Source organism: Nocardia sp. NPDC059236, assembly GCF_042754085.1.
In the GTDB taxonomy this organism is placed as follows: Bacteria; Actinomycetota; Actinomycetes; order Mycobacteriales; family Mycobacteriaceae; genus Nocardia.
Genome location: NZ_JBHZAF010000028.1, coordinates 57882 through 70481 on the forward strand (window position 1 = coordinate 57882; position 12600 = coordinate 70481).

General features: G+C 67.6%; 13 protein-coding genes. 6 read left to right on the forward strand and 7 right to left on the reverse strand.

Annotated elements, in window-relative coordinates:
- The first annotated feature begins 6 nt into the window (after nucleotides 1–6).
- Both ACFXIV_RS42605 and ACFXIV_RS42610 read left to right on the forward strand, forming a co-directional pair.
- Nucleotides 7–1353: an LLM class flavin-dependent oxidoreductase gene (locus tag ACFXIV_RS42605; RefSeq protein ID WP_379402654.1), complete on the forward strand. Its 1347-nt coding sequence runs from the start codon at nucleotides 7–9 to the stop codon at nucleotides 1351–1353.
- Nucleotides 1354–1371: 18 nt separating this feature from the next.
- Complete coding sequence (locus tag ACFXIV_RS42610; RefSeq protein ID WP_379402655.1) at nucleotides 1372–2310, forward strand: TauD/TfdA dioxygenase family protein; 939 nt, start codon at nucleotides 1372–1374, stop codon at nucleotides 2308–2310.
- A gap of 97 nt (nucleotides 2311–2407) precedes the next feature.
- Here the strand turns inward: ACFXIV_RS42610 and ACFXIV_RS42615 are convergent, their stop codons facing one another.
- Both ACFXIV_RS42615 and ACFXIV_RS42620 read right to left on the reverse strand, forming a co-directional pair.
- Nucleotides 2408–3649 carry an SPFH domain-containing protein gene (locus tag ACFXIV_RS42615; protein ID WP_379402656.1) on the reverse strand — a complete coding sequence of 414 codons (1242 nt, stop codon included), beginning with the start codon at nucleotides 3647–3649 and terminating at the stop codon, nucleotides 2408–2410.
- Entirely contained in the window at nucleotides 3649–4080 is a 432-nt protein-coding gene (locus ACFXIV_RS42620; RefSeq protein WP_357007533.1) for an NfeD family protein, read from the reverse strand. The genes ACFXIV_RS42615 and ACFXIV_RS42620 overlap by 1 nt, the downstream gene beginning before the upstream one ends.
- Nucleotides 4081–4208: 128 nt before the next feature.
- On the opposite strand from ACFXIV_RS42620, the gene ACFXIV_RS42625 reads away from it, so the two are divergent.
- Genes ACFXIV_RS42625 through ACFXIV_RS42635 form a run of 3 tightly spaced genes read left to right on the forward strand, consistent with a single transcriptional unit; the run spans nucleotide 4209 to nucleotide 6309 of the window.
- Entirely contained in the window at nucleotides 4209–5033 is an 825-nt protein-coding gene (locus ACFXIV_RS42625) for a DUF3097 domain-containing protein (RefSeq protein ID WP_379402657.1), read from the forward strand.
- 22 nt (nucleotides 5034–5055) lie between these two features.
- Nucleotides 5056–5865 carry a hypothetical protein gene (locus tag ACFXIV_RS42630; protein ID WP_379402658.1) on the forward strand — a complete coding sequence of 270 codons (810 nt, stop codon included), beginning with the start codon at nucleotides 5056–5058 and terminating at the stop codon, nucleotides 5863–5865.
- A 51-nt stretch (nucleotides 5866–5916) separates the two neighbouring features.
- A complete protein-coding gene (locus ACFXIV_RS42635) occupies nucleotides 5917–6309 on the forward strand; it encodes a VOC family protein (RefSeq protein ID WP_379402659.1) in 393 nt (130 codons plus the stop codon).
- 396 nt (nucleotides 6310–6705) lie between these two features.
- On the opposite strand, the gene ACFXIV_RS42640 is transcribed toward ACFXIV_RS42635, so the two are convergent.
- The 3 genes from ACFXIV_RS42640 to ACFXIV_RS42650 form a co-directional block, all read right to left on the reverse strand.
- Nucleotides 6706–8157 (reverse strand): DUF222 domain-containing protein, encoded by a 1452-nt coding sequence (locus tag ACFXIV_RS42640; protein WP_379402660.1) that lies wholly within the window; start codon nucleotides 8155–8157, stop codon nucleotides 6706–6708.
- Nucleotides 8158–8219: 62 nt separating this feature from the next.
- Nucleotides 8220–8945, reverse strand: coding sequence for a helix-turn-helix domain-containing protein (locus ACFXIV_RS42645; protein ID WP_379402685.1), 726 nt, complete (start codon nucleotides 8943–8945; stop codon nucleotides 8220–8222).
- Between the two features lie 117 nt (nucleotides 8946–9062).
- Nucleotides 9063–9578 carry a pyridoxamine 5'-phosphate oxidase family protein gene (locus tag ACFXIV_RS42650; protein ID WP_379402661.1) on the reverse strand — a complete coding sequence of 172 codons (516 nt, stop codon included), beginning with the start codon at nucleotides 9576–9578 and terminating at the stop codon, nucleotides 9063–9065.
- 72 nt (nucleotides 9579–9650) lie between these two features.
- Here ACFXIV_RS42650 and ACFXIV_RS42655 point away from each other — a divergent pair, with 72 nt between their 5' ends.
- Complete coding sequence (locus tag ACFXIV_RS42655) at nucleotides 9651–10397, forward strand: S1 family peptidase (RefSeq protein WP_379402662.1); 747 nt, start codon at nucleotides 9651–9653, stop codon at nucleotides 10395–10397.
- Between the two features lie 4 nt (nucleotides 10398–10401).
- Here the strand turns inward: ACFXIV_RS42655 and ACFXIV_RS42660 are convergent, their stop codons facing one another.
- On the reverse strand, nucleotides 10402–11889 hold the full coding sequence (locus ACFXIV_RS42660; RefSeq protein ID WP_379402663.1) for an FAD-binding oxidoreductase: 1488 nt from the start codon (nucleotides 11887–11889) through the stop codon (nucleotides 10402–10404).
- 91 nt (nucleotides 11890–11980) lie between these two features.
- On the reverse strand, nucleotides 11981–12577 hold the full coding sequence (locus ACFXIV_RS42665; protein WP_379402664.1) for a TetR family transcriptional regulator: 597 nt from the start codon (nucleotides 12575–12577) through the stop codon (nucleotides 11981–11983).
- Between the last annotated feature and the right edge of the window lie 23 nt (nucleotides 12578–12600).

Here is a 12600-nt window from a genome sequence, read left to right on the forward strand (position 1 = left end):
TCTTCTATGTCCAACGCACGCAAGACCTTCCACCTGAACGCCTTCCTCATGGGCGTCGGCCACCACGAGGCCGCCTGGCGGCATCCGCGCACCGAGGAGCATCGGGTCCTGGATGTGAAGCACTTCCAGGAACTGGGCCGCATCGCCGAACGCGGCAAGCTCGACTCGGTGTTCTTCGCCGACGGGCTGGCCGTCGGACCCCGGATCAAGCGCAACGCGCTCTCCGTCTTCGAGCCGATCACCCTGCTCGCCGCCATCGCCGCCGTCACCGAGCACGTCGGGTTGATCGCGACCGCCTCCACCACCTACAACGAACCCTTCAACCTGGCACGGAAATTCGCGTCCCTCGATCACATCAGCGGCGGCCGGGCCGGCTGGAACATCGTCACCTCGGGTAGCGAGGACGAGGCGTTCAACTTCGGCTACGACGCCATCCCCGAGCACGCCCGCCGCTACGAGCGTGCCGACGAATTCGTCGATCTGGCGGTACGGCTCTGGGACAGCTGGGAATCCGACGCCATCGTGCTCGACCCGGAGACCGGCATCTTCGCCGACCCCGACAAGGTTCACACTCTCGACTACCGCGGCGAACGCTTCCAGGTGCGGGGCCCGCTGAACTCGCCTCGCAGCCCCCAGGGCCGCCCGCTGCTGGTGCAGGCCGGATCCTCCGAGAGCGGAAAGGAATTCGCCGCCCGCCACGCCGAAGCGGTGTTCACCGCGCAGCGCACCATCGAGGAGGGGCAGAAGTTCTACCGCGACCTCAAGTCCCGGCTGCCCAAATACGGCCGCTCCGCCGACGACCTCAAGGTCCTGCCCGGCTTGGTCCCCTTCATCGCCGACACCGAGGCCGAAGCCCGCGTACTCGAACAGGAATTCACCGACCTCATCTCCCCCGACTACGCGCTGCGGCAACTCTCCACCCTGCTCGGCGTCGACCTCACCGAGCACGCCCTCGACGCACCGCTGCCGCCCTTGCCGCAGGAAAGCGACATCCAAGGCGGCAAGAGCAGATTCACCCTCGTCAAGGAGCTCGCCGAGAAGGAGGACCTGACCGTCCGCCAGCTCATCGGCAAACTCGGCGGCGGCCGCGGCCACCGCACCTTCGCCGGCACGCCCGAACAGATCGCCGACGAACTCCAGTCCTGGTTCGACCAGGGCGCGGCCGACGGCTTCAACATCATGCCGCCCTACCTGCCCGGCGGGCTCGAGGACTTCGCCGACCGCGTGGTCCCGATCCTGCAGGAGCGCGGCCTGTTCCGCACCGACTACACCGCCCCGACCCTGCGCGGCCACTACGGACTCGCGCCCGTGGAAAGCCAATTCGCCCCCGCCCGTACCCAGGCGACCGCCTGAGATCTGAAAGGAAAGCACATGACCACCGCAACCGAGAATCAGGTCGGCACCTTCCGCATCGGACCCGTCGCCGGGCATATCGGCGCCGAGATCAGCGGCATCGACCTGCGCGACGACTTCACCGACGACCAGATCGAGGTACTCACCGCCGCGCTGCCCGAATACAAGGTGCTGTTCTTCCGGGACCAGCACATCGGGCACGCCGAACAGATCGCCTTCTCCCGGCGATTCGGCACGGTCACGCCCTCGCACCCGTACGACGATAACGCGCCCACCGAGTACCCGGAGATCCTCGCCGTCGACAGCCGCCTGTACGAAAAGCGGTTCGGGAAGAAGAAATTCAGCTACACCAACCACTGGCACACCGACGTCTCGCCGCTCATCAACCCGCCGGCGGCCTCGCTGCTGCGGGCCGAGATCGCGCCCGAGCGCGGCGGCGACACCCAGTGGACCAACCTCGCCGCCGCCTACGCGGGCCTGCCGGATTCGCTCAAGTCCTTCCTCGACGGACTGCGCGCCGAACACCGATTCGGCGGCAAACTGCCCGCCTGGGACGCGGAGAGCGACTACGCCAAGCGGGTCGCGGCCGCACCGCTGATCACCGAACACCCGGTGGTGCGGGTGCATCCGGTGACCGGCGAACGCGTGCTGTTCGTGAACCCGGGCTTCACCACCCGCATCGTCGGCCTCAGCCCGCGCCAGAGCGACGCGCTGCTGGAACTGCTCTACTCCGAACTCTCCGATCCGGCGTACACGGTCCGATTCCGTTGGGAGAAGGGCAGTGTCGCGTTCTGGGACAACCGTGCCACCGCGCACCTCGCACCCGGCGACCTCACCCACCTGGACGTGACCCGCGTGCTCTACCGCACGACCCTGGAGGGCGACGTGCCGGTCGGCGTCGACGGTGAGCCCTCACGTTCCATCGCGGGTGAGCACTTCGGCGGCTCGCAGAACTGATCCCGCAGCGCTCGCCAGGGAATCAGCGGGGCCCTCTCGACAGTGTCGAGAGGGCCCCAGTTCCTAATTCGATCCCTGTGTTCGATACCCCGGACGGTCAGCGGCCCAGCGGACGCGGCGGCGGAGGCGGGTTCTGCCAGCGCTGGTCCGGGGGTTCCTGGCGGTACTGCGGCTGCACCGGCTGCTGCTGAGGGGACCGCTGTTCCAGATTCGGCCGGGTCGAGGTCTGCGGCAAACCGACCGGCTCGACCGGTGCCCGCGCATCCGCCTCGGCTGCCCGGACGGCCCGCTGGGTGGCCGGGTCGGTGGCGGTGTCGAACCAGTCGGCCACCTCGTCGGCATCGTTCTCGGGCGCTTCCGCGGCCGCACCGTCCTCGGACGGCTCGTACCGGAACACGCCGTCCTCACCCTGCTTGCCGAAGCCGCGCGCGAAGCCCTCGAGGGCCTTGCCGAAATCGCTGGGCACCAGCCACACCTTGTTGGCGTCGCCCTTGGCGACCTGCGGCAGGGTCTGCATGTACTGGTAGGCCAGCAGCTCGGGAGTCGGCTTGCCGTTCTTGATCGCGGCGAACACCTTCTCGATGGCCTTGGCCTGGCCCTGCGCCTGCAGGTAGGCGGCGGCCCGCTCACCCTGCGCGCGCAGGATGCGGGACTGCCGCTCGCCCTCGGCGGAGAGGATGGCCGACTGCTTGGAGCCTTCGGCCGCGAGGATCTGCGCCTGCTTCTGGCCCTCGGCCGTCTTGATCGACGCCTCCCGCTGACCTTCCGCGGTGAGGATGATGGCGCGCTTCTCACGGTCGGCCTTCATCTGCTTCTCCATCGATTCCTGAATCGACGGCGGCGGATCGATGGCCTTCAGCTCGACACGCGACACCCGCAGACCCCAGCGGCCGGTGGCCTCGTCGAGCACCCCGCGCAGCTGGGTGTTGATCTGGTCGCGGGAGGTCAGGGTCTCTTCGAGGGTCATCCCGCCGACCACGTTGCGCAGCGTGGTGATCGTCAACTGTTCCACGGCCGCAATGTAATTGGAGATCTCGTAGACGGCGGCCTGCGGGCTGGTGACCTGGAAGTAGACCACCGAGTCGATCTGCACGGTCAGGTTGTCCTGGGTGATGACCGGCTGCGGCGGGAACGACACCACCCGCTCGCGCAGATCCACCTTGGCGCGCACCCGATCGGCGAACGGCACCAGGAAGGTCAGCTGCCCGGACACCGTCCGCGAATACCGGCCCAGCCGCTCGATCACGGCGGCCTCGGCCTGCGGCACCAGGGCCACCGATTTGAAGACCACCACCACGACCAGCAGGATGAGTACGACGGCGACTATCAGTACAGCCATCACGGCCCTTTCATGACGACGGCGTGGGCGCCGTCGATCCTCATGATGTACACGGTCGAACCGACGGGATAGGACTCCGCGGCGTCATAGGGACGCGCGCTCCACACCTCGCCACCGAGCTTCACGCGACCGCCGTGCTCGTCGACCGTTTCGAGCACCTTCGCGGTCTTGCCGGGCAACGCGTCCACCCCGGTCTGATGCGGCGGCGGAATCGCGTAGCGCCGCAACAGGAATGGGCGGACCAGTACGAGCAGGGCAATCGACGAGACACTGAACACCACCGCGTCGATGAGTACCGACGAGCCGGTGAGCTCGTTGGCGCCCGCAGTGATGAGCGCGGCAACACCCAGCATGATCAGCACGAGACTGCCCGTGAGCATCTCGGCCGCCGCGAGCAGGATCCCCGCGACCAGCCAAACTATTGCGGCCACGTCACCAACAGTAACCGTAATCGCGGGTTACGGCCGGTATTCGTGATCACTCCGCGCTTTCTACCGGACATATCGGAATGGGCGCGGCGCGAGGGGGATTCCCGCTCACCGCCGGTAACCTCGACGCGGTGAGTGGGCACCAACGGTACGGCGACATCTTCTCCGGGCACGCGCGCAAGCAGAAACGGGAGGTGCCCCGCGTGGTCGCCGAACGCGACCTCGTCGCCGAGGACGCGGCCACCGGATTCTGCGGCGCCGTAGTGGGTTTCGATCGCAGCTACGACGGCGAGTTCGTCAAACTCGAGGATCGCAGGGGGCGGGTCCGGCTGTTCGCGCTGCGGGAAGCCGCCTTTCTGATCGACGGGCAGCCGGTGACACTCGTGAAGCCGACCGCCGCCGCGCCCACGCAGCCCACCCGATCCGCCTCGGGATCGACCCGCGTCGACGGGCTGAAGGCGCGCGTCGCGAAGGCCAGCCGCATCTGGGTGGAGGGTGTGCACGACGCCGCTCTGGTCGAACGGGTGTGGGGACACGACCTGCGGGTCGAGGGCGTGGTGGTCGAACAGCTCGAGGGCCTCGACCATCTCGGCGCCAAACTCGCCGAATTCCAGCCCGGACCGACCCGGCGCGTCGGAGTCCTGGTCGACCACTTGATCACCGGCTCCAAGGAATCCGGCCTGACCCAGGGCCTGGGCACGCACGTTCTCGTCACCGGCCACCCCTACATCGACGTGTGGCAGGCCGTCCGCCCGCAGGCCGTCGGCATCCCCGCCTGGCCCGATGTCCCTCGCGGCGAGGACTGGAAAACCGGCATCTGCCAGCGGCTACGCTGGGGCACGCCGCAGGAGGGGTGGCGGCGCGTCTACAACGCGGTCAACTCCTACCGCGACCTCGAGACCCCGCTCATCGGCGCGGTCGAACGACTGATCGATTTCGTCACCGAGCAGGAGTAGCCCGCCAGTTATCCTCGAATGCATGAGTTCCCCGAGTGCATCGCTGACGGTCTGGGCCGGTGCCTGGCTGGCCGGCCGCAGCGCCCCCGACGACGTGCTGGACGCGCTGCGCGCCTGGGCTCCCCAGCAGACGGTGGCCGCCGGGGATCCCGTGACCGGCGGGCGCACCGGATTACCGTGGGCGTCCGACGACGAGCCCGCGGCGGTGGCCGGGGCGGGAATCATGGTGCTGCTCAAAGTCATCCGCGAAGCGATCGACGGGCCCGAGGCACAGATGCGGCTGGTGCTGCCGATTCCCGGAGACGTGCGCGGACTCCCGGTCGGCACCGAATTCACCGCCGCCGCAACCGAAGCCGAGGAAGGCATTCTGATCGGGACGGCCGGATCGTCCGGTACCGGGCTGGTACCGGTCTGGACCGACGACGACGCACTGCAATGGCGGGTCTACTCGGCACCGATCCCCTTCGCGCTCGCACCCGAAATGCCGCTGGGCGAAGCCGAATACACCATGCGGGAGGCGGTCCGCGATGCCGCCGACGCACTCCAGCAGCTCCAGACCACCCGGCTCGGGTCCGGCGGAGTCGGGCCTCGCGAACTCGTCGAAGCCGAACTGGCCGGACATACCAAGCACAAGTACCCCGATTCGATGCCCCTGCGTGCCCGGCGGATCCTCGATACCGCCGACCAGGTGGCCGCGATCCTCACCGTCGCCGAACGCGAGCCAGCCTCGGCCCCCACCTCCGCGACCGCCGTGGCCGCACAGGAGGCCCTACTCCGGCCACTCTGGAATGCGATCCGGGCCGCCCGCCTGGCCGCGGTCCACGCCCGCTGACTGTCCGATTTCTTCAAGACCTCTCGTGATGGGGTCGCATACCGTTCGGATATGGCTATTCGACTGAATGTGATCGGGATCGTGGTGACGGACATGGGTGCCTCGCTGGAGTTCTATCGGCGTCTGGGCGTGGAGTTCGCCGACGGCTCCGAGCAGCAGCCGCACGTGGACGCCGACCTGGGCGGCGGTATCAAGCTGATGCTCGACACCGAGCAAACAGTCCGGTCATTCCATCCGAACTGGAAGGCGGTTCCCGGGGCCGGGCGAATCGGTCTCGCGTGTGACTGCGGCTCACCCGCCCGGGTGGACCAGAAGTTCGAAGAGCTGGTCAGCGCAGGCTACCGCGCTGAGCTCAAACCCTTCGATGCGTTCTGGGGTCAGCGGTACGCCACGGTCCTCGACCCCGACGGGAATGGTGTCGACCTCTACGCCGCCCTCGCGTAAAGCGGCAAGGCCCAAGGACGAAAAGACAAAGGATCAACAGACGCCTGGAGAAGGGAGGGGCCGGGCTCACGTCCGCGCCTCCACCTACCAGCCCGCTCACCTTTGAAGCCACATGTGGGGTTACTGCAGGAGGTATTCCACGGTCACGGAGGTAAGTGTGGTGGAGATGGCCGCGGCAATCGCCGTGGCGGGAATATGACTGTGGGCGTTGTGGGTTCGGGGATCAGCGGTGAGGTGGCGGTGGGGGTGTCCGTAAAAGGTGATGGGTGCAGTCCGTGGGCCGGGATCGGCGGGTGGCGGCTGTCAACCTGGCGTCAGCTCGAGTCCGGTAGGGCAGGCGAGGTGACCACACTTCCCCGTCCCTGCGCACGCCAGCCCGACACGAGCAGCCGCGAATCACGCCGCCCGTGAACCCCACCTCAGGCAACTGGAATCGATCGCAGCGGCGACCCACTGCCCCACGTGATGCCTGTCGTTCACGCGCGGAATGCCGGTGGGGTCAAGACGTTTCGGGGCAATCCACCCGATCCGCCCCTGATGAGGGGAATCTTTGCCCATGACAACGGTTTTCCACCCGTCGGCACTGTCATTGACCAGCGCATGGCAGTGATCGCACACCAAGGTCAGGTTGGTCAGATCCGTGGGGCCGCCCTTGGCCCAGTCGGTGATGTGGTGGACCGCGCACATCGACGCGGGCGCATCGCATCCCGGTCGGGTGCAGCCCTTGTCGCGGGCGATCAACGCCAACCGTTGGGCGGGAGTGGCCAGTCGCTCGCACCGGCCCAGGTACAGCGGCAGCCCGTCGGCGTCGAGGACCGCCAGCACCGGGCGGGTGCCCTCGGCCATCTTCAGGGCCTCGTCGATGGAGACGTGCCCACCGGAAGCCGTGGTCGCGACCCCGGAACCACGCTCGAGATCAGCGACGGACATGGTCAGGATGGCCTGCACCGGCAGGCCACGGTGCGAACCCAGCTTGGCCGGGTCGACACCGGGCTGCAGCAACGCGAACAACGCGTCGTGGGTGCGCTGACCGGCATCGCGACGGTCACGACGCGCGGCGGCCTCCAGCACCTTGGAATCGACGACTTTGACCGTGGCGGCGACGCTGTCGGTGTCGTCGATGTTGCACATGCCCGGACGCGCGAGCTTGGCGAAGACGGCATCGAGCAGGGCCCGCAGTTCGGGGGTGATCCAGCCTTCGATCCAGCTCATCCCGTCTACGCCGGGGCGGCCCAGGATGAGGCCGCGTCGGCGGCGGCGGTCGGTGTCGGAGACGACCTTGCCGTCGGGGTCGATGCGGGCGAGGATGTCGCGGCCGATCTTGGGCAGGTCGTCGGGCCAGCCGACCCGGGAGTGGCCGACGAGGATGTCTTCGGCCTCGGCGCGGGTCTCGGCGGGGATGTCGGTGGGCAGGTGGTTTATGACGTCGATGATGTTGCGGACGTGGTCGCGTGAGATGTCGCCTGCCTCATAGGCTTCGGCGGTTGCGGCCAAGGTGGGCGGGCGCAGGTGGCCGGTGGGTTCGAAGAATTCTCCGCACTGGCGGGTGATCTTCACTCGCACCGACGCGTCGTACCTCGACAATCCCAATGTCTGCCGCAGGAATGGCACCACGTCTTTTGCCCCGCTGCCTTCGGGCAGTGAACGGTTGCAGGCTTCGATGATCAGACGTGAATCCAGCGCCGACAGTTGACGTTTGCAGGTCTCCAGGCGCTGCATCAACTCCACGACATCATCGTCGGAGAACGGGGTGAGGTTTCCGTTGAGGACGGAATTCGACAGGGTTTCGACGGCGGTCGCCAGGTCGGCGATGCCGCACGTGTCGAGTGTTTCCCCCTTCGAATCCATGCATCAATTATACGTCTGCCACATGCCAATAAAGCATGAATTACCATGTGATATAAGGAAATTCAGACCAAGGACATTTCCACTAACCCAAGCAATTGCCCGGGCGACATGTCCGAAAACTCTCGAATATCCCGAGTGAAATGCGCTTGATCCGCGTATCCCACTGATGCGGCAACCTCCGCAAGCCCCATCCCACCCCGCGCCAGCGCCAACGCCCGCTGCATCCTCAATACCCGGCCCAGAGTCTTCGGCCCATACCCGAAGGCCGCCAAGGAGAGTCGATGCAGCCGCCGCGGACCCGTCCCCAATTCTTCGGCCGTCGCCGACACCGACATCCCCGAGCCCAACGAGGTCACGATGAATCGCACCATCGGATCCGCGGCATCGGTCTCGCTCGCACGCCAGCGTGCGATGGTCTCGAGACCGACCGCCGGATTCGGCGCCTTGGCGATCAGCTCGGAGGCGCGGCGGAGGTCTGCCGGCGACCAGAGGTCGGCGAGATCAGCTCTGGCGTCGCGTAGTTCGTGCGCGGGCACCCCGAGCAGAGCCGGAGCGGCGCCAGGGAAGAAGCGGATCCCCGTGATCCGGTCGGCGAATCCCACCGGCGGACGGTAGGCGCGAGTGTCCGGGCCCGCCACCGAGAGTCGCCCGTCGATCCACAGCAGATCCATGCTGCCGTCCGGCAGCACGGGCAGATCCGTGTCCACGACGCCCTCGCGAGTCCACACCACCGCGCCGCCGACCCCCGACAGCCGCTCCCGATAGCCCCGCGGCGGGTGGATTTCCATCACCACACCCACTCCTCACCGCATCCCGACCCCGAAAAGCGCTGAAATACACCCTTGTTCAGCACTTCGTGCGCACTTGCATCGTTTGCTTGTTTGCACTCGATGCAATATTGCACGTTATGTCGTCGCGGGTTCCGCTGCATCGGAGACCTCGACCACGTGCTCGGACTGCCCCGGCTTCCAGGCCGTCACCTCCATGCGCCCGTCCACGATCTCGACCGACGACGCCCCCGTGATGTCGACGGCGTAGAACGGCTCGAACTTGCGGCCGCGCAGGTCGAACCCGCTCTCGGCGAACAGGTCCTCGGCCCAGCGCCGCTGCAGCTCGGGATCCTGGACATCGTGCACCGTGCCGAAGATCTTCACGTCGCCATCGCTGACCTGCGTGTCCACCGTCGCCGTGTGCAGGCAGAAGCGCGGGTCGCGGGCCAGATCCGCGAACTTCTTCGTCCCCGGCATGCCGACCAGCCATAGCTCGCCCTCGAAGATGCGCGGTTCGAGCGGGCTGATGCGCGGGAAGCCGTCCTTGCGGAGGGTGGCGAGCATGCACAGGTTGCCGGTGGCGGCATGACGACGGGTGAAGATGGTCGAGATGCGGGGTGCGGCGGCGGCGAACTCGGTCCAGGAGGTCATGTTCGCGACCGTACTCCGGGGGACCGACACCTCCGCTCGTCGAAACTCCCTGATCTCTGTTTGAATGGCCAGATGTCGATCTCCCGCCGGATCGCCGTGCTCGCCGCGGCGCTCATCGGCTGCGTCATCCCCGCCACGCTCCCGGCGAACGCCGTGGTCGGCGGCACCGAAGCCCAGGCCGGCGACTATCCCTGGCTCGCCGCAGTCGGCACCCCGCTGTTCTTCCCCCGCGCCTCCGGCCAGTTCTGCGGCGGCGCGCTCATCGCGCCCGACCAGGTGCTCACCTCCGCCCACTGTGTGGCGATCGCCCAGCTGCTGCCGCAGGCGCTGACGGTCACCTTCGATCGCAGCGACCTGACTTCGCACGACGGAATCACCGTGAGCGTCACCAATGTTCACCTGCACCCCGATTTCCGCACAGGCACGGTCGACGGCGTCAACGTCTACTATCACGACCTCGCCATCCTGACCCTCGCGACCCCACAGCACCGACCCACCGTGCCGATCGCCGCGCCGCAGGGCGGCAGCGCGACCGTGCTCGGCTGGGGCGGGACCTCCGAAAACGACCTGTCCAACACCGTGCTCAGGCGCGCCACCGTCCCACTGGTCTCCGATGCCGACTGCGCCGCCGACTACCCCGGCGTCTTCGATGCCACCGAGATGGTGTGCGCCGGCTCGACCGAGGCCGACACCGCCGAATTCGACAGCGGCGGACCGCTACTCATCGACGGCAAGCTGGTCGGCATCACCTCGTGGGCGCGCGGGACAGCCCTGGCCGGCTCTCCGACCGTCTACGCTCGGCTGCCCGCACCGTTCTGAGCCGTCAGACCTTCGCCGCCGACTGGTCGAAGGTGAAGACGCCATTGGGGTCGTAGTGCTCGGCGATGCCGTGCAGACGAGACGCGTTGTCGCCGTAGTAGGCGCTGCCCCAATTCGATAGGTCGGGGTCGATGTAGTTGACGAATGCCGTGTTCCCGGTCAGGTCGCCGAGCCGATCCCGTACCTCGTTCACGGCGTTCCGCGCATCCGATGTGGTGGCGCCGACATAGATCTGGGCGGTCGCGAGTGCGCCGCGATACGGAAAAGCCGTGTCCTTCGCGCCGATTCGCGAGGGAGCCCCGCAGAGGCTGTCCAGCAGAATATCCATCCCTTCCCGTCCGGTGACCAGTGCAGTCAACCGACTCGGGTCGGAAAGCGGTGTGGTCAGTACTCGCGAGGAGGCCGTGAACGACTCGCGACCCAATACTCCCCCGCCATTCCAATTCGGCCGGCACTGCTCCACCGAATAATTCGCGCACCCGCCGAAATACATCATTGCCGATAGGTAGTCCTTGGTCAGCGAATACCTGTTGGACGGTTGGGTCTTGGTGGCTGCCACCAGTTTGTCGACGAGACCGTTCATCTCGCTCTCGGATCCGACATAGCAGCCATTGATCCGGCACGTCGGCGGGCTCCCGGCGGAAAGACCGAGGGTGGACCAGAATTCGTCCGGAGCCGACGCGGTGAACGTCTGCCAGGCGCCCAGCACGTCGGTCAGCGATCCGGCCGGAAAGCGGACCTGGAAGACCGCCAGCCGCGGTGCCGCCACGGTCCGGAAGGTGAACGAGGTCACGATGCCGAAGTTGCCGCCACCGCCACCGCGCAGCGCCCAGAACAGATCCGGTTCCGAGGTCGCCGAGGCGGTCCGCAGCGTGCCGTCCGCGGTGACCACCTGCGCCGAAACCAGGTTGTCGCATGTCAATCCGTACTTCCCGGCCAGCACGCCGACCCCGCCGCCGAGCGTCAGCCCGGCGATCCCGACCGTCGGGCAGGACCCGGCCGGGAGGCAGCGGCCCGCCTGGGCCAGCGCGGAGTACACGTCCATCAGCCGCGTGCCCGCACCGATGACCGCGGTGCCGTCCGCTTTCACCTCGACCCCGCTCATCCCGCCCAGATCCACGACCAGGCCGTTGTCGGGTGTGGAGTAGCCGCCGTAGCTGTGCCCGCCACTGCGCGCCGCCACCGGGATCTTCGCACTCGCGGCGGCACCGACGCAGGCCTGCACATCGGAAGCCGTGGCGCACTGCGCGATTGCCGCAGGCTGCCGGGTGTCGAACGCGGGGTTGTAGGCCAGTTTCGCCGTCGCATAACCGGAGTCGGACGGCAGATTCAGTGTCCCGCTCAAGCGCTGCCGTAGCCCAACCCAATCCACTTTTCCGGCAGGCGGTTGCGCCGCTGGCACCTCCGGCACGCAGCCGGTCGCCGATCCGAGTGCGGCCAGGCTCACGCCGAGTCCGGCCGCCCGCAACAGATTTCGCCGATTGATCGCCACGACGGCGTCCCTCCCCCGAGGGTGTGCCCGGCCCGCCGGGCACACACGAACCATCCAACGGTCGGTTATCGCGACCGCGAACGTTCGTGTTTCACCCGAGCATGCCCTCGGCGAGCCGCGCCCAATCGGCGAGAACCTGCTTGCGCCGCAGGCGATCCCGTCCCACGATCTCGTCGAGGGTCGCGCCGCGCACCAGGTTGATGGTGAGCCAGAACGCGGCCTCGAGGCGTTCGCGCGGCGCGTCGATGAAACGCCCGCAGGCGTCGAGCAGTTCGATCGTCAGGTCGTGCTGCACGCGCAGCATGTTCCGGCGGAGGTCCTTGTCATTGGCGATGCCGACGTACAGCTCCACCGCCGCCTTGCCCAGCTTCCCCGCGAACGGCGCGGTCACCAGCTCGACCAGCACCTCCCCCGCCGACACCGCCCGCGACAGCGTCCGCTCCCGCCGCTGCAGCGCCTCCCCCTGCCGCTGCGTCAGATGCTCGATGGTCTGGGCGAACAATTCCTGCCGGGTGTGGAAATGATGCAGCTGCGCGCCCCGCGTCACCCCGGCCCGCGCGGTGATGTCGGCGATGGACGCGCTCGCGTACCCGACCTCGGCCAGGCTCTCGATGGCCGCGTCCAGCAGCAGCGCTCGGGTGCGGAGACTCTTCTCCTGATGCTTGTTCGGGGGCAGACCGGATACCACCTGGTCAGTCTAGCCGCCTGGCG

What these genes read in the sequence shown, in the direction of transcription:
- ACFXIV_RS42610 (WP_379402655.1), top strand. Translation starts at nt 1,372, where the DNA reads ATGACCACCGCAACCGAGAATCAGGTCGGCACCTTCCGCATCGGACCC.
- ACFXIV_RS42655 (WP_379402662.1), top strand. Translation starts at nt 9,651, where the DNA reads ATGTCGATCTCCCGCCGGATCGCCGTGCTCGCCGCGGCGCTCATCGGC.
- ACFXIV_RS42640 (WP_379402660.1), bottom strand. Translation starts at nt 8,157, where the DNA reads ATGGATTCGAAGGGGGAAACACTCGACACGTGCGGCATCGCCGACCTG.
- ACFXIV_RS42630 (WP_379402658.1), top strand. Translation starts at nt 5,056, where the DNA reads ATGAGTTCCCCGAGTGCATCGCTGACGGTCTGGGCCGGTGCCTGGCTG.
- ACFXIV_RS42650 (WP_379402661.1), bottom strand. Translation starts at nt 9,578, where the DNA reads ATGACCTCCTGGACCGAGTTCGCCGCCGCCGCACCCCGCATCTCGACC.
- ACFXIV_RS42615 (WP_379402656.1), bottom strand. Translation starts at nt 3,649, where the DNA reads ATGGCTGTACTGATAGTCGCCGTCGTACTCATCCTGCTGGTCGTGGTG.
- ACFXIV_RS42605 (WP_379402654.1), top strand. Translation starts at nt 7, where the DNA reads ATGTCCAACGCACGCAAGACCTTCCACCTGAACGCCTTCCTCATGGGC.
- ACFXIV_RS42645 (WP_379402685.1), bottom strand. Translation starts at nt 8,945, where the DNA reads ATGGAAATCCACCCGCCGCGGGGCTATCGGGAGCGGCTGTCGGGGGTC.
- ACFXIV_RS42635 (WP_379402659.1), top strand. Translation starts at nt 5,917, where the DNA reads ATGGCTATTCGACTGAATGTGATCGGGATCGTGGTGACGGACATGGGT.